Genomic DNA, 14,736 nt, shown 5'->3' on the forward strand with positions numbered 1-14,736 from the left:
GGGGGTACGCCGACCGGTGGTCAGCGGTCGGCGTACAGGGCCTCCAGCTCGCGGCGCAGCAGCGGCGGGCTCTGCTCGACGAGCTTGAGCAGCCGGTCGGCTTCGGCCAGCGTCATCGCGTGCTCCCAGCGCCTGCGGAACAGGAACGCGTCGAGGGCCTGGTGCCTGCGGCAGAAGTGGTCCAGGTTGCGCATCAGCTGGGCGCGCATGACGCGCAACGCGACCGCCGGGTTCGGGTCGGCCAGCGGGTGCACCTGGTGGTAGTTGATCGCCGTGGTGCTCACCGAGAACGCGACCCCCGCCCGGTGCAGGCGGTAGCTCAGGTCGGTGTCCTCCAGCCCCCACCCGGTGAAGGACTCGTCGAAGCCGCCCACCTCCTTGACCGCGGCCCGGCGTACCGACAGGTTGGCGGTCGTGGCCAGGGCCCAGCCGAACCGGAAGTCGGCCAGCTCGGGGCCGTAGGCCTCGACGATCGCGTGGTAGTTGTCGGGCTCGTCGCCCAGGCCGGTGCGGTCGAACGCGCCGGCCGGGTCGGCGGCCAGCTCGCCCGGCGCGAGGAAGTGGATCGGCTCGGCCAGCCGCTCGACGCCGCCGACCCGGGTGACCAGCGTCAGCAGGTCCTGCTCACCGAGCGGCAGGAGGCCGGGCCGCCACCAGGTCAGCGCCCGGCGCTTCCAGCCGATGGTGCCCTCGCGGCCCTGCCGTGCCGCCGCGACGTGCTCGGCGACGAACTCCGGCGCGGCCATCCGGTCGTCGTCCAGGAAGACGATCAGCTCGCCGTCGGCGTGGGCCAGGGCGGTGTTGCGGGCGGCGGCCCGGCCCCGGTTCTCCTGGCTGACCAGCCGGATGTCGAGCCGGTCGAGGAACGGCGCGACGACGTCCTCGACGCCGCCGGCGGTGCCGTCGTCGCAGAGCACGACCTCGAATCCGGGGTGGGTCTGCGCGAGCAGCGACTCCAGGGTGAGCGCCAGGTACTCGCGCTTGTCGCAGGTCGCCATCACCAGGCTGACCGGGAGCCGTTCTACCATCCGAGCCGCCACCCCTCGTCGCCGTACATGTCCACCATCTCGTTCAGGTCGCCCTCGACCTGCGGCAGGCGCGACGGCACCGCAGAGGGGGGGTGGGCGACCACGGGCACTGGCCCCTTCGGCGACATCAGCAGCCCGACCTCGCGGGAGACCGGGTTGCCGGGCACGGGGACCAGCACGTAGCGGCTGAGGATCGCGCCGAGCACGAGCTTCATCTCCAGGTCGGCGAAGGCCGCGCCGATGCACACGTGCGGCCCGGCGCCGTAGGGCAGGTACTCGTACCGCGTCGGGCTCGCCGCCTCCCAGCGCTCGGGCTGGAACCGCAGCGGCTCCGGGAACCGGGCGGGGTCGCGGTGGGTGACGTACTTGCTGGTCACGACCTGGCACCAGGCGGGGATCTCGTGCTCGCCGAGCATCGTCGGCGCGACCGTGATCCGGGCCGTGTTCGGGCCGGGCGGCAGCAGGCGCAGCGTCTCCTTGAGGATGCGGTCGAGCACCGTGGACGCGGCATGCTCCTCCGGTGTGCGTCCGTCGGCGTCGTCGAGCGCCTCGTCCAGGTCGGGACGGTGCTGCGAGAGCAGGATCAGCGCCCAGGACAGCGTGCTGGACGACGTCTCGTGCCCGGCCACCAGCAGCGTGGTGAGCTGCCCGACGAGCTGGTCGTCGGACAGGCCCCGGCCGTGCTCGTCGCGGTTGGCCAGCAGCGACTGCAGCAGGTCGGGCTGCTCGCCGCCGGACCGCCGGGCGTCCACGATGGACGCGAGGGCGTCGTCCAGCCGCCGGATGACCGTCAGCAGCCGCCGGTACGGCGTGCCCGGCAGGTCGAACGGGAAGTAGCGGATCGACGTGGCGAAGTAGCGCAGGGCCAGCATCTGCTGCACCAGGCTGCCGATCGAGTCGGCGTCGCGGGCGATGTCGACGCCGAAGAAGCACTGGCAGGCGATCCGCAGGGTGAGCCGGCGCATGCTCGCGGTCAGGTCGAACGCCTGCCCCGGGACCCAGGAGTCGATCTCCTCCGCGGCGAGCCGGGCGATGACCTCGGCGTGGCGGCCCATCGCCTGGGGGCGGAACGACGGGGTCACGGTGTGCCGGGCCGCGCGGTGGTCGGGGCCGTTCATGTTGAGCAGTCCGATACCCCGGCGGGCCCGCCGGATCCGGGCCGGGATCGCGTACTCCAGCACGGTGTGGAACACGTCGCCGCCGGTCAGCACCGTGCGGTTGTGCTCGGCTCCGAAGGCGAACACCTGCCGGCGGTCACCGTGCACCAGACCGCTGACCGGGCCGAACTCGTGGTGCAGGCGCGCGGTGTAGGCGACCGGGTCGGCGGCGTAGGCGTGGGCGTTGCCGCGCCGGCCCGTCCAGCGCCGGGGCGGCGGGCCCGGCACCGGGCTCATGCGGCGTACCAGCCGGTATACGGCCGGTCGAGGCCCGCCTGCCCGCCGTGCCGGAACGCCGTCGCGGCGAAGCGCCCGGCCGGACCTCGCAGGGCCGACACGGTCGTCATCGGCAGGTAGCGGCGGAACAGCCCGGGGAACGCGGTCGCGAACGCCCGCTCGGCCAGTGGTCCGGGCTCGGTGCGCACCGGGTCCGGCATGACCAGCCCGAGCATGAAGCAGGTCGTCCAGTACTCGAACAGGGTCAGCTCGCTGACCGCGCCGGTCAGCGCCGGCTCGGCGGCGAGGTCGGCGTAGAAGCGCCCGGACAGGTCGGCCTTGCGTAACCCGTCGGGCAGCCTGGTGTCGGCGAACTCGCCGAGCCAGGCCAGCTCGCCCTCGTCGCCGCAGTAGAACCACTCGGCGTGCACCCGCATCCAGGACGCCCACGGCACCCAGGTCAGGCCGTCGCCCGCCACCGGGGTGTCGAAGTCGACGGGCGCGTCGCCGTCGGCGGGGCAGGTGGCGTGCCGCAGTCCCTGGAAGCCGTTGCCGGTCAGGCTGAGGTGGTCGTCGTGCTCCACCAGGTGCGGCACGGTGACCAGGGTGCGCCGCCCGGTGGCGCGCAGGTGCGCCGACAGGGCGAGGTCGTCCGCGCCGGCCGGGTCGGTGACGCTCGTGGCGAAGTCGAGCGCCGCCTGCCGGGGCAGCACGAGGCCCTGGGCCGGGGTGTACACGTCGACGGCCCGCGCCCACGACCAGCCCTGCCAGGCGGCGGCGCGGACCAGGCCGGCGGTGCGCGAACCCCACTCGCAGAACAGGCTGACCGCGTCGTCGGGCCGGGCCCGCACGGCCCGGTGCAGCTGCTCGGCGAACCCGTCGCAGGGGATGACGTCGTCCTGCAGCACCAGGTGGTGGGTCGCGTCGTCGCCGGCCGCGGCCCAGGCCCGCACGGCGTTGCCGAGGTTGCCGCTGCCCGGCCCGCCCGTGTCGACGACCAGCGCGGGCGACAGCTCGGCGAGTTCGTCCGCGAGCGCGCGGGCGCGGTCGGCCCGGGCCGGATGGGTCATGATCACTGTCGACAGCCGGACGTCACTGTGCGGCATGGACGCTCCTCGTGATCCGGTGCAGGGCGACGGCGCGCTCCACGTGCTCGATCATCGCCTGCGCGCCGTCGGCGGCCCGCAGCGTGTCCGCGAACACGGTGTGCGCCGCGCGGTCCGCCGGAGCCAGCATCGACCTGATCTTCTCGGCGACGGCCTCCACAGGATCGTCCGGCGCGACGACCACACCGAGGCCCAGGTCGGTGACGCGGCCGGCGTTGCCGCGCTGCTCGGCCGAGTGCGGCACGAACACCAGCGGCGTGGCGGACAGCAGGCCTTCGATCATGGAAGTGTGGCCGCCGTGCACGACGGCCGCGGTGGCGCGGGCCATCAGGTCGACGGCGTCGTGCCGTAGCCCCGCGATGTCGACCACGGCGTCTCCCGCCGCGGCCCGCACCCGCGCGGCGAGGACTTCGCTGCCGGGGCCTTCGACACCCAGCGTGACCGCCATGGGCACGCCGAGCCCGCTGGCGGCGGCGACCACCCGGAGCAGGTCCGCGTCTCCGGCTCCGCTGCCGCCGAGGGTGATGTTGAGCAGCGGCGCGCGCTCGCCTTGCAGCGGCACGTCGCACAGCTCGGGCGGCACCAGGGCTCCGATGTGGCGGATCTCGGCGACCAGGCTGGTGACCAGGCCCATCGTCTCGGCGGGCACGTCGGACAGCGGGTCGAGCAGCGCCAGGTCCGGCACCAGCATCGCGTCCCCGAGCACCTTGCCGGCGTGCGCGCCGGCGATGCCGAGCTGGTCGAGGGTGATCAGCACCTCCGGTAGCACGGCGTGCATCGGATGGCGGAACAGCCGCAGGTTGTGGCAGGTGACGCTGGGCAGCCCGCGCATCGCGGCGGCCACCGACGCGGTGTTGCGCATGTCGCTGACCACGATGTCGGGCTCGAAGCCGTCGATCACGCGCAGCTCGTCGGCCAGGCAGGTCTCGACGTAGGCGGGGCTGGCCAGCCGGGTGCGGGCGAACGCGCGCAGCTCGGCGACGTCGTTCATGCCGCGCCAGGCGGGCGCGGGCCCGATCTCGTCGATGCCGATCCAGGGCAGCCCGGCCCGTTCGACGAGCGGGCGGACCTCCTCGTGGGCGGCGATGGCGACCTGGTGGCCGGCGAGCTGGAAGCGCTGCGCGGCGGTGCGCATCCGCGCGATGTGGCCGAGGCTGGAGCGGCTGAACGCCACGAACAGCACCCGCAGCGGGGTCCGGGTGGTCATCGGGCTGCTTCCTCCAGGGTGAGCGTGCGCGGGGTGCGCAGGGCGACGACCAGGCCGGCCAGGGCGCAGACGGCCAGCAGCGCCAGCGCCCGGCGCGGCCCGAGGGCTTCGGTGAGCCAGCCGCAGAGCAGCGTGCCCAGCGGCACCGACCCCCAGGCGATCATCCGGCCGACCGCGTTGACCCGGCCCTGCAGGTTCAGCGGGGTGATCACCTGCCGGACCGAGATGCCCACGACCATGAAGCAGGTGTGCACGGTGTTCCAGCACAGCAGGGCGGCGAGCGCGACGGCCCAGTTCGGCGCGGCGGCGTACGCCAGCAGCAGCACGAGGTCCGCGCCGATCAGCCAGCGGGCGGCGGGAACCGGCGGCGCGGTCTTGAGCCGCCGTGCCGCGAGCGCGCCGAGCAGCGCGCCGACCCCGCACGCGGTCATGATCCAGGCCATCCGGTAGTCGTCGGTGGGCAGGCCCAGCGCGCGTGAGGCGAAGACCACGAGCATCCCGTACACCGCGCCGGCGCTGATCCCGACGCCGACGTTGACGATCGTGTACGCGCGCAGCAGCGGCTGCCCGCCGATGAACCGCAGGCCCGCCCAGATCGCGCCGCGCTCCCGCGCCCGGCCGGGCTCGGGCGCGGCGGCGTCCGCCAGCCGCAGCAGCGCGATCAGCACCGCCGACACCAGGTAGAACCCGGCCAGCACGGCGAACGTCGGGCCGAGCCGCAACGCGTCGAGCAGGAAGAAGCCGACCGGCGCGGCGACCGACGTGACGACCGTGCCGGCCATCCACAGGTAGCTGTTGGCGCGGAACACCCCGTCCTTGCCGACGACCGCCGGGATGGCCGCCGAACTGGCCACCTCGAACCAGACGTACACGGTCGCGGAGGCGAAGCCGACCAGGATCAGCGCCGCGGGGTGCGTGCCGACGGTGCCGGCCAGCAGCGGCACGCACAGCAGGACGGCGGCGTTGGCGGTCTCCATCCACACCATGACCCTGGTCGGCGAGGACCTGTCGACGACCGCTCCGGCGAGCAGCCCGAAAAGCAGGAACGGCAGCACGTTGACGGCCGAGGCCAGCGCCGCGGCGAGCGCGGACCCGCTGGAGCGGTAGACGTACAGCGGCAGCAGCACCCACAGGATCGAGTACGCCACCGTGGAGGCGAACTTGCCGGCGACGAGCAGGCCGAGCCCGCTGCGGGCGGGGGAGTCCGCCTTGGCGATCGCGGTCACGGGTCAGGAGGTCCTTCCGACGCGCCGCTCGACCTCTTCGGGCCGCGGCAGCCTGGTCCCGGACTCGATCAGCGCGGTACCGACGTCGATGATCCGGTCCACGGTGCTGCGCAGGGCGTCCATGCCCTCGGTGTCGGACAGGATGCCCTGCTCGCCGCCGGAGTGGATGGTCACCGGAAAGCCGCTGCCGACCAGGATGAAGCGGTTGAGCAACAGGTTGTGCAGGAGCTGGGCGTGCACGTCGAGGTGGCCGTAGCGGCGGCCGACGACGATCGCCGCGCCGATGGTGTTGGTCAGCGGCCGGGTGAACCGCAGGTGGCCGACCCCGGCGCGCTCGATGAAGGTCTGCATGAGCGAGGACAGCCCGAACCCGTGCACCGGGGCGGCGAAGACGACCGCGTCGGCTTCGATCATCGCGGCGACCACCTCGCCGACGCTGTCGTCGACCGGGCAGGGGTCGGGCCGGGAGTTGCAGGTTCCGCAGTCGCAGGCGAGCACCCGCTGCTCGGCCAGGTTGATGATCTCGGTCCGGCAGCCGCGCTGCTCGGCGTGTGAGGCGACCTCCCGCGCGGCCTGCCAGGTCGATCCCCTGCTGCGCTCGGACCCGTTGATCGCCAGAATCTTCATGCTCACCCGATCATCTGTGCGGGATGCCCAACGGCGTACGCATCGTCGCGTGATCGGGCGTCGTCCCCCCGGCCGCCGACCTGATTCGGTCCGATCAGGAGTCTAGTGGCCCCGTGGGAGCGTGATCGACGGTACGCATGTACATGTCTCAAGGCGTGGACCCGGCCCCATAGCGGGCGTGGTCAGGCGGGCGCAACCGGGTCACCCGGCCGAGGACAGATCATTGACGTAACGGTCGGTGACCATTGCTTCACTGCCACGCTGACTGAGGCGGCGTCCCGCATCGGGCGGCGCATCGGGATGGCGGGGGTCGGACATGGGCGGTGTGTGGGTGGGAGTCGGCTGGTTCGGCCTGGCGCGGCGGCGTGTCCCGAATTCGGCGGTGATCTTCGCGGTGCGCCGGGACTGGCCGGACTGGCATACCCACGATTACGTGGCGCCGCGCTCGACCGAGGCCGAGGCGGTGCGGGCCGCGCACAACGAGCTGGCGTACTGGCGGCGCGGCCCAGCCCGGCCCGCCGTGAGCATCGTCCGGATGAGCGTCAACGACTACCGCATCCACCGGGACCGCCGCGACTGCCGCGCCCCGGACTGTGCGGCGGCGACCTCACGCCGGGCCGGACAGGCCCGGTCGTGACGTCGCGCCGGTGTTCAGTAGACCTGGGCGAAGCAGCCGACGGCGACGACCAGTGACAGCATCGCCATCGACAGCACCATGAGGGGTTTGGGAATACGCATCGTGCTTCTCCGTTTCGTGTGATCAGCCGGCATCGCTCGGCGTGCTTGCTGCTCCGCCGAGGTAGAAGTCCTTGCGGGCGGCCACGAACGACTCGATCGACTGCGCGGGCGAGCCGGTGACCCGTTCGACGTCGGCGGACGTGCGGTCGTAGCGGTTCTCGTGGTGCAGCCGGGCCATGGTGGCGATGTGCTGCTCGGTGTGCGGCGGCAGGCCCGCCTTGGCCAGCACCTCGGTGCGCCACCGGTCCAGGGGCAGGTCCACGTACGCGATCTCGCGGCCGAGCGCGCGGGAGAACTCCCGCGCCAGCTCCGTCATGTCGACGGTGCGCGGCCCGGTGAGTTCGTACACGTGCCCGACGTGCGGGGCCGGGTCGCGCAGCACGGTCGCGGCGACCCGGGCGACGTCGTCGACGGCGATCGGCGAGGTGCGGCCGGTGCCGAACGGCAGCGCGATGGTGCCGTCCTTGCGGATCGTGGCCGCCGCCAGCGTCGTGAACAGCGGGTTGTCCAGGAACGAGGTCGGCCGCAGGTGCACCATCGGCAGACCCGACCAGTCGAAGACCTGCTCGGCGAGCCAGTGCAGCCGCTGCTGGTGGGACTCGGCGGTGCTGGTCGCGGTCATCTGCGACACCGTCATCTGGGACATGTCGACCAGGGCCGACAGCTGCCCGTACTCCCGGGCCACGCTGGCCGTCACGGTCGCCGCCAGCAGGTGGTCGGTCGACACGGGCATCGCGAAGTACATCCGCCCGACGTCGCGCAGCGCGGCCGCCACGGTCTCCGGGCGGGTCAGGTCGCCGAGGACCACCTCCGCGCCGCGGGCGCGCAGCTTGTCGGCGTGCTCGCCGTCGCGGCGCACCATCGCCCGCACCGGCACGTCCTGCGCCCGGAGTTTGTCGAGGACGGTGCTGCCCACGCCTCCCGCGCCGGCGATGAGCACCAGGTCACTGGCTGCCATGGGTCTACTCCTTCGGTGAACTGTGCGTGGCCGGCTTGCGCCGGGGCTGGTGACGGTCGCGGTAGGTCTCCAGCAGGCGCAGCCAGACCTCGCTGATCGTCGGGAAGGCGGGGACCGCGTGCCAGAGCCGCTCCAGCGGGACCTCGCCGGTCACGGCGACGGTCGCCGAGTACAGCAGCTCCCCGACCCCCGGCCCGACGAAGGTGGCCCCGGCGACGGTGCCGCGGTCCAGGTCGATCAGCAGGCGGGCCTGCCCCCGGTAGCCCTCGGCGAACTGGTGCGCGCCCGCGACGCGGGCGATGTCGTAGTCCACGACCTCGATCCGGCGGCCGCTGTCGGCCACGTCGCGGGTGGTCAGGCCGACCGAGGCGACCTCGGGGTCGGTGAACACGACCTGCGGCACCGCCGTGTGGTCCGCCGTCGACACGTGCGCACCCCAACGGGTGTCGTCGACCGGCTCGCCGTTGGCGCGGGCGCCGATCGCGGCCCCGATCATCCGGGCCTGGTACTTGCCCTGGTGGGTCAGCAGCGCCCGGTGGTTGACGTCACCGGCGGCATAGAGCCAGCCGTCGGCGACGGCGGTGACCTGGCCGGTGTCGTCGACGGTCAGCCAGTCGCCGGGAGTCAGGCCGACGGTGTCCAGGCCGACGTCGCCCGTCCGCGGATCGCGCCCGGTGGCGTACAGGATCTCGTCGGCCGCCAGCCGCGTGCCGTCGGCCAGCGTCATCCGGGCTTCGCGGCCCTCCCGGTGCACCGTCGCCACGGTCGCGCCGAACCGGATGTCGACCCCTGCCTCGCGCAGCCCGTCGGCGACCAGTTCCCCGGCGAACGGCTCCATCTTCGACAGCAGCTCGCCGCGTACCAGCATGGTCACCTGGGAGCCGAGCGCCTGCCAGGCGGCGGCCATCTCGACGGCGACCACGCCGCCGCCGACGATGACGAGCCGGCCGGGCACCTCGCCGGCGCTGGTCGCCTCACGGCTGGTCCAGGGGCGGGCCAGGTCGAGCCCCGGGGTGTCGGGCAGGGCCGCGCTCGTGCCGGTGCAGACCGCCACGGCGTGCCGCGCGGTCAGCCGGACAGTCCCGCCGTCCGGAGTATGCACGGTGACCTGCCGCGGGCCGTCGAGCCGGCCATGGCCGCGGATGAGGTCCACGTCGACCGAGTCCAGCCACCCGACCTGGTCCTCGTCGTGCCAGTGGTTGGCGAGGTCGTCGCGGTGGGCGAGCACCGCGGGCACGTCCAGCGGCCCGACGGCCTGGCGCAGCCCCGGCACCCGGCGGGCGTCGGCGCGCGCGATCACCGGCCGCAGCAGCGCCTTGCTGGGCTCGCAGGCCCAGAACGAGCATTCACCGCCGAGCAGCTCGCGCTCGATGATCACGGTGCTCAGCCCGGCCGCGCTGGTCCGGTCGGCCACGTTCTCGCCCACGGGGCCCGCCCCGATGACGATCACGTCGTAGGTCCGGGTCGCCTCGTGGGTCGCTGCTTCGCTCACTGCTGCTCCTGTCGTCGGATCGAATGCCGTCGTCTTCCGCTCTGCCGATCATCGCGGAGCGCGGCGGGCCGCTACGGGGCCGACGCGCCCGGCCGGGCCGCCGGGCGAGGCTCCACCCATCGTCCCGGCGCCGGCGTCGTACGGTGTCAGCGGCCGGGGGCGCGCATCCTGACCTCCTGCAGCACCCAGCCGTTGCCGTCGGGGTCGCTGAAGGTGGCGAAGGAGCCGTAGTCGGCGCGCTCGGGGTGCCTGCCGATGACGCGTCCCTGACCGGGGCCGTCGTGGGTGATGTCCCCGCCGCCGTGGCCGTGGTACACCAGCGCGTTGGCGTCGTGGAACACCTCGCTCACGGCGACCCCGCGGCTGACCAGCTCGGCGCGGGCCTGCTCGATGTCGGGCACGATGAGGTAGAGGCCCTGGACGGAGCCCGGGGCGGCGGCCGTGAGTCCCGTGCCGAACATGATCGAGGCTTCGGACCCGGGCGGGGTCAGGTGGACCGCGCGCCACTGCTCGTTGGCGGCCTTGTCCAGGTCCAGGCGGAAGCCGGCCGACTCGTAGAAGGCCTTGGCCCGATCCACGTCCGATACGGGCAGCACGATGAGTTCGAGCTTGAGGTCCATGAGTTTGTCCTTTTCTCCATCGGTCAGAAGTCGACCGGTCTACTATTTCTGGCCGCAGCGACTTCAACCGCCGGTGGCCACCTGGTGTTCCCCGGAGGGCCACGCCCGTCGCCTGTCTCATCGTCCGCTGCCCGTCCGGGCTGTGACCAGCAGATGCGCCTGCTGGTCATGACTCTGTAAGGGCTGGGGCGTGCGGTGGAACGATACGAGCATATGCTCCTATCGGTGGGTGGCAACCCGGCCGAAGTGCTCGACGGCCCGGCCGGCAGGCGCGGCTACGGGCCGGTGCTCGCAGATGCGAGCATCTACTCGTATTATTGGTGGGGTAGACGGGGAGGGGGAGACGGTGACCACAGCGGGCGGCGACCCGACGGACGGGTGCAACAACCTGGCGCTGCGCAAGGCGGCCAGGTACCTCGGGGCGACCTACGACAAGGCGCTGGCGCCGTCCGGCCTGCGTGCGACGCAGTTCAGCATCCTGCAGAAGCTCCACGCGCAGGGTGAGATGACCATCGGTGGCCTCGCCGACGCCATCGCCATGGACCGCACGACGATGGCGTCCAACCTCAAACCCCTCGCCCGGCAGGGCCTCGTCGCCGTCGAGCAGTCGGCGAGCGACCGCCGCGCCCGGACCGTCACGCTCACGCCGGCCGGCCTGTCCCGGATGAAGGCGGCACTCCCGCTGTGGCAGGACGTGCAGGCCCGGTTCGAGGGGAAGTTCGGGCACGAGGAGGCGGCCCGGCTGCGAACCTGCCTGGTGGGCGTGCTGGACACCGGTTTCGACCCCTGGGCCGAGTGACGGCCTGGTCGGCAACCGGACCGGCGGACGGCTGGCGATTCTGCCGACTCGGCCGGTGTCGCCGCCGCCATAGCATCGGACCTCCCTATATCCATTGATGAGAATGGAGTACGGATCCGATGCGTACCATTCTGCTGGCCGTCACCGCCGCGCTCGCGCTGACCGCCGTACCGGCCGCCACGGGTTTCGCGGCCGCGCCGTCAGCCCACGCCGCCGCTGCCCCGCGTCCCATCGTCTTCCTGCACGGGGCGGCCGGGTCCGCGGCACAGTTCGAGACCCAGGCCAAACGATTCGCGAGCAACGGCTACCCGGTCGAGGTCATCGACGGCATCGACTACGACTACTCGTTCGGCGCGGAGAGCAGCAGCGCCGTGCTGAACCGCCTGGAACAGCGGATCGACCAGCTGCGCCGGCAGACCGGAGCGGACAAGGTCGACCTGGTCGCGCACTCGCTCGGCACGTTCCTGAGCCACAGCTTCCTGCGCACCCGGTCCCGGGCGGCGAAGGTCGCCCACTACGTCAACCTCGACGGCGCGACCGCGCTGAGCCGCCCCGGTGGCGTGCCGACCCTCGCCATCTGGGGCGAGGGATCCACCAGCAGGCGCATCTGGGGCGCCACCAACGTGTACCAGAGCGACCAGTCCCACACCCAGACGGTCACCTCGACTCAGAGCTTCGTGCAGATGCACCGCTTCCTCACCGGCGCCGATCCGGCCACCACCGCGGTCGCCGCCGAGACCGGCCCGATCACCCTCACCGGCAAGACCGTGCTGTTCCCCTCGAACGCCGCCGCGACCGGGGCACGCGTCGACGTGTACGAGATCGACGCCGCCACCGGCCGCCGCCTGACCTCCCAGCCCTTCGCCCAGGTCACCATCGCCGCCGACGGCGGGTTCGGCCCCATCACCGCCGCGCCGCAGGCCCGCTACGAATTCGCGATCGTGCACGGCGCCGGCCACGTGCAGCACCACTACTTCCAGCCGTTCCAGCGCACCGACCGGCTGCTGCGCCTGCTCACCAACCGGCCCGGCGAGGGCATCAGCAGCCGGGTGCCCGTCGACCCCCGGCACAGCGCGCTGTCGCTCACCCGGTACAAGGAATGGTGGGGCGACCAGGGCGCCGGCAGCGACCACCTCACCGTCAACGGCGTCGACATCCTCAACGCCGTCACCGCGCCGCGCGACAAGCGGGCCATCGGCCTGTTCGCCCACGACCAGCGCGTCGACCAGCGCACCGACCTGAGCGTCGCCATCCCCGACTTCGACGAGGTGTTCATCACCGCCGCCGACGTCTACATCCCCGCCGCCGCCGACGCCTCCGGCACGGTCACGGTGACCATCCAGTCCCGGGCGGGCGGCGGCACCCAGCGGTTCACCGTGCCGAACTGGCCGTCGCACACCGACCGCATCACCCTCAACGCCCTCGACCTCTGACGACCCCCGTCCCGGGGAGCGCCACGGCGCTCCCCGGACGCACGCCACGAAGCAAGACCTCGGTGGTACGCGCCGCAGGGCGTAGGCTGATCGGCGTGGATCAAGAGGATCGCATTGCCCTGTTCCTGGACTACGAGAATCTGGCGATCGGTGCCCGTGATCACCTCGGCGGGATGACCTTCGACCTGCGGCCCATCGCCGACGCGCTCGCCGAACGCGGGCGGGTCGTGGTGCGCCGGGCGTACGCCGACTGGTCGTACTTCGACGCGGACCGCAGGCTGCTGACCAGGTCGCATGTGGAGCTGATCGACATCCCGCAGCGCATGGGCGCCTCCCGCAAGAACGCCGCCGACATCAAGATGGCCGTCGACGCCCTGCAGCTGGCCTTCGAACGCGACTACATCTCCACGTTCGTGTTCGGCACCGGCGACAGCGACTTCACGCCACTGGTACACAAGCTGCGCGAACTCAACAAGCGTGTCATCGGCGTCGGCGTCGAGCAGTCGACCTCGGCACTGCTGCCACCCGCCTGCGACGAGTTCCTCTACTACGACCGGCTCGAAGGCGTCGAGATCAGGCCCGTGCGTACCCGGTCCGGCCGGACGCCCGCGCCGGCCAAGCCTCAGGAGACCGCACCGCAGCCGGTCGAGCAGGAGATCGAACTCCCGGTGGCCGCGGAGGAGTCGCCCCGTGACGTCGACACCCTCGCGGTGCTCGTCGCGCAGACCGTCGCCGGGCTTCAGGGCAGCTCCGGTGGTGCGGTGACCGCGTCCACGCTCAAACGCACCCTGCTGCGCAAGGACCCGACGTTCAACGAAGGCGACTACGGGTTCCGCACCTTCGGGGAGCTGCTGCGCTATCTCGCCGAACGCAACGTCGTCGAGCTGGGCGAGGGTCCCGCCAAGGGGGACCCGGAGGTCTCGCTGCCCGAGTCCGGCGGTCCCGAGGCGGAGTTCGGGCTGCTCGGCTCGGTCGTCGCCGACCTGAGCCGCAACGCGGGGCCGGTCGCGCTGTCCGGTCTGAAGAACCACCTGCGCCGGGCGAAGCCGGACTTCAGCGAGAAGAAGCTCGGCTACCGGAGCTTCCTGCAGTTCTGCAAGGCGGCGGCGACCGCCGGGGTCGTCGACCTCCGCTGGGACCCCGAGGCCGACGACTACCTGCTCACCACCGTGCCGTCGAGATCTGTCGGTGCTCCTGCATGACGTGGGTGACATGACGACCTTCGTGCTCATTCCCGGCGGGGGCGGCGACGCCTGGTACTGGCACCTCGTCGAGGCCGAACTGACCGGGCGCGGCCACGACGTCGTCAACGTGGACCTGCCCGCCGACGACGAGAAGGCCGGGCTGCGCGAGTACGCCGAGGTGGTGGACGCGGCGGTGGGGGAGCGGGCCGCGCCGGTCCTGGTCGCGCTGTCGATGGGCGGGTTCACCGCCGCTGCGGTGGCCGCCCGGCGGCCGGTGTCGGCGATCGTCTTCGTCAACGCCATGATCCCGCTGCCCGGCGAGGTGCTCGGTGCCTGGGGAGAGGCCACCGGCCAGCCCGCAGCCCAGCGGGAGCAGGCTGTCCGGGAGGGCAGGGATCCCGATGCCGAGTTCGATCAGCGCGCCGACTTCTTCCACGACGTGCCCGACGACCTCACTGAGTACGCCCTCGGCCACGATCGGGACCAGTCGGAGCGGGTCTTCGGCGACCGGTGTGAGTTCGAGGCGTGGCCGCCGGTGCCGATCCGCGTGTTCGCGGGCCGTGACGACCGCTTGTTCCCGGCAGAGTTCCAGCAGCGGGTCGCCCGTGATCGGCTCGGCGTGGAGGCGGAGCTGGTGCCGGGTGGCCACCTGGCGACGCTCAGTCACCCGGTCGAGCTCGCCGATCGCATCATGCGGTCCTGACGCGCCTCTTCGCCAGCGCTATTGGGGCGTATATCTGCTGGTCAGAGCCATGGCTTAAGCGCGGTCCGAAGTGAATGGGATTCGGGGATCGGTAGGCGGTGATGATGTGACGGGGGACAACCGACCCCGATTTGCATCCCGGCTGACGGGCCGCGTAATGTTCTCTCTGCCAGCGAGGAACGGACAAAAACACCGGGGCTGAAGAGCCCGGGTGGAGGCCGGATCGCTTGGCCGCCCGGAGT

Annotated in this window: 14 protein-coding genes; 5 read left to right on the plus strand and 9 right to left on the minus strand. The window is 72.4% G+C overall.

All coding sequences use genetic code 11. The annotated features are described in order from the left end of the window. Positions 1-20 precede the first annotated feature (20 nt). The 6 genes from AB0B35_RS26235 to AB0B35_RS26260 are packed head-to-tail and all read right to left on the minus strand — an operon-like array spanning position 21 to position 6,567. Complete coding sequence (locus AB0B35_RS26235; RefSeq protein WP_361049799.1) at positions 21-1,028, minus strand: glycosyltransferase; 1,008 nt, start codon at positions 1,026-1,028, stop codon at positions 21-23. Beyond that, positions 1,022-2,422 carry a cytochrome P450 gene (locus tag AB0B35_RS26240; protein WP_361049801.1) on the minus strand — a complete coding sequence of 467 codons (1,401 nt, stop codon included), beginning with the start codon at positions 2,420-2,422 and terminating at the stop codon, positions 1,022-1,024. Before AB0B35_RS26240 ends, AB0B35_RS26235 begins: the two co-directional genes overlap by 7 nt. Continuing rightward, on the minus strand, positions 2,419-3,507 hold the full coding sequence (locus tag AB0B35_RS26245) for a hypothetical protein (protein ID WP_361049803.1): 1,089 nt from the start codon (positions 3,505-3,507) through the stop codon (positions 2,419-2,421). Before AB0B35_RS26245 ends, AB0B35_RS26240 begins: the two co-directional genes overlap by 4 nt. After that, on the minus strand, positions 3,494-4,714 hold the full coding sequence (locus AB0B35_RS26250) for a glycosyltransferase (protein ID WP_361049805.1): 1,221 nt from the start codon (positions 4,712-4,714) through the stop codon (positions 3,494-3,496). Before AB0B35_RS26250 ends, AB0B35_RS26245 begins: the two co-directional genes overlap by 14 nt. Next, positions 4,711-5,940 (minus strand): MFS transporter, encoded by a 1,230-nt coding sequence (locus AB0B35_RS26255; protein WP_361049807.1) that lies wholly within the window; start codon positions 5,938-5,940, stop codon positions 4,711-4,713. The genes AB0B35_RS26250 and AB0B35_RS26255 overlap by 4 nt, the downstream gene beginning before the upstream one ends. A gap of 3 nt (positions 5,941-5,943) precedes the next feature. Then, positions 5,944-6,567, minus strand: a complete 624-nt coding sequence (locus AB0B35_RS26260) for a flavodoxin family protein (protein ID WP_361049826.1) — start codon at positions 6,565-6,567, stop codon at positions 5,944-5,946. Positions 6,568-6,883: 316 nt separating this feature from the next. Between AB0B35_RS26260 and AB0B35_RS26265 the strand changes: the two genes are divergently transcribed. Then, positions 6,884-7,204 carry a hypothetical protein gene (locus AB0B35_RS26265; protein WP_361049809.1) on the plus strand — a complete coding sequence of 107 codons (321 nt, stop codon included), beginning with the start codon at positions 6,884-6,886 and terminating at the stop codon, positions 7,202-7,204. A gap of 123 nt (positions 7,205-7,327) precedes the next feature. Here AB0B35_RS26265 and AB0B35_RS26270 read toward each other — a convergent pair whose 3' ends face one another. The 3 genes from AB0B35_RS26270 to AB0B35_RS26280 all read right to left on the minus strand — a co-directional run bounded on the left by AB0B35_RS26270 (position 7,328) and on the right by AB0B35_RS26280 (position 10,375). Then, a complete protein-coding gene (locus AB0B35_RS26270; protein WP_361049811.1) occupies positions 7,328-8,263 on the minus strand; it encodes an NmrA family NAD(P)-binding protein in 936 nt (311 codons plus the stop codon). 4 nt (positions 8,264-8,267) lie between these two features. Further along, entirely contained in the window at positions 8,268-9,755 is a 1,488-nt protein-coding gene (locus tag AB0B35_RS26275) for an NAD(P)/FAD-dependent oxidoreductase (RefSeq protein ID WP_361049812.1), read from the minus strand. 146 nt (positions 9,756-9,901) lie between these two features. Beyond that, positions 9,902-10,375, minus strand: coding sequence for a VOC family protein (locus tag AB0B35_RS26280; protein WP_361049814.1), 474 nt, complete (start codon positions 10,373-10,375; stop codon positions 9,902-9,904). A gap of 346 nt (positions 10,376-10,721) precedes the next feature. Between AB0B35_RS26280 and AB0B35_RS26285 the strand changes: the two genes are divergently transcribed. From AB0B35_RS26285 to AB0B35_RS26300, 4 genes are all read left to right on the plus strand, one after another. Next, the gene (locus tag AB0B35_RS26285) at positions 10,722-11,174 is read left to right on the plus strand and encodes a MarR family winged helix-turn-helix transcriptional regulator (protein WP_361049816.1); all 453 of its coding nucleotides are present in this window, start codon (positions 10,722-10,724) and stop codon (positions 11,172-11,174) included. A 119-nt stretch (positions 11,175-11,293) separates the two neighbouring features. After that, entirely contained in the window at positions 11,294-12,607 is a 1,314-nt protein-coding gene (locus AB0B35_RS26290; protein ID WP_361049818.1) for an alpha/beta fold hydrolase, read from the plus strand. 95 nt (positions 12,608-12,702) lie between these two features. Beyond that, positions 12,703-13,809 (plus strand): PIN domain-containing protein, encoded by a 1,107-nt coding sequence (locus AB0B35_RS26295; protein WP_361049820.1) that lies wholly within the window; start codon positions 12,703-12,705, stop codon positions 13,807-13,809. Between the two features lie 10 nt (positions 13,810-13,819). After that, on the plus strand, positions 13,820-14,494 hold the full coding sequence (locus AB0B35_RS26300) for an alpha/beta hydrolase (protein WP_361049822.1): 675 nt from the start codon (positions 13,820-13,822) through the stop codon (positions 14,492-14,494). Positions 14,495-14,736 lie beyond the last annotated feature (242 nt).

This window comes from Catellatospora sp. NPDC049133, assembly GCF_040648455.1.
Lineage (GTDB): Bacteria > Actinomycetota > Actinomycetes > Mycobacteriales > Micromonosporaceae > Catellatospora > Catellatospora aurea.

Coding starts and splice junctions, on each gene's coding strand:
- AB0B35_RS26240 (WP_361049801.1), bottom strand. CDS start 2,422: ATGAGCCCGGTGCCGGGCCCGCCGCCCCGGCGCTGGACGGGCCGGCGC.
- AB0B35_RS26300 (WP_361049822.1), top strand. CDS start 13,820: ATGACGACCTTCGTGCTCATTCCCGGCGGGGGCGGCGACGCCTGGTAC.
- AB0B35_RS26235 (WP_361049799.1), bottom strand. CDS start 1,028: ATGGTAGAACGGCTCCCGGTCAGCCTGGTGATGGCGACCTGCGACAAG.
- AB0B35_RS26290 (WP_361049818.1), top strand. CDS start 11,294: ATGCGTACCATTCTGCTGGCCGTCACCGCCGCGCTCGCGCTGACCGCC.
- AB0B35_RS26270 (WP_361049811.1), bottom strand. CDS start 8,263: ATGGCAGCCAGTGACCTGGTGCTCATCGCCGGCGCGGGAGGCGTGGGC.
- AB0B35_RS26280 (WP_361049814.1), bottom strand. CDS start 10,375: ATGGACCTCAAGCTCGAACTCATCGTGCTGCCCGTATCGGACGTGGAT.
- AB0B35_RS26265 (WP_361049809.1), top strand. CDS start 6,884: ATGGGCGGTGTGTGGGTGGGAGTCGGCTGGTTCGGCCTGGCGCGGCGG.
- AB0B35_RS26250 (WP_361049805.1), bottom strand. CDS start 4,714: ATGACCACCCGGACCCCGCTGCGGGTGCTGTTCGTGGCGTTCAGCCGC.
- AB0B35_RS26245 (WP_361049803.1), bottom strand. CDS start 3,507: ATGCCGCACAGTGACGTCCGGCTGTCGACAGTGATCATGACCCATCCG.
- AB0B35_RS26260 (WP_361049826.1), bottom strand. CDS start 6,567: ATGAAGATTCTGGCGATCAACGGGTCCGAGCGCAGCAGGGGATCGACC.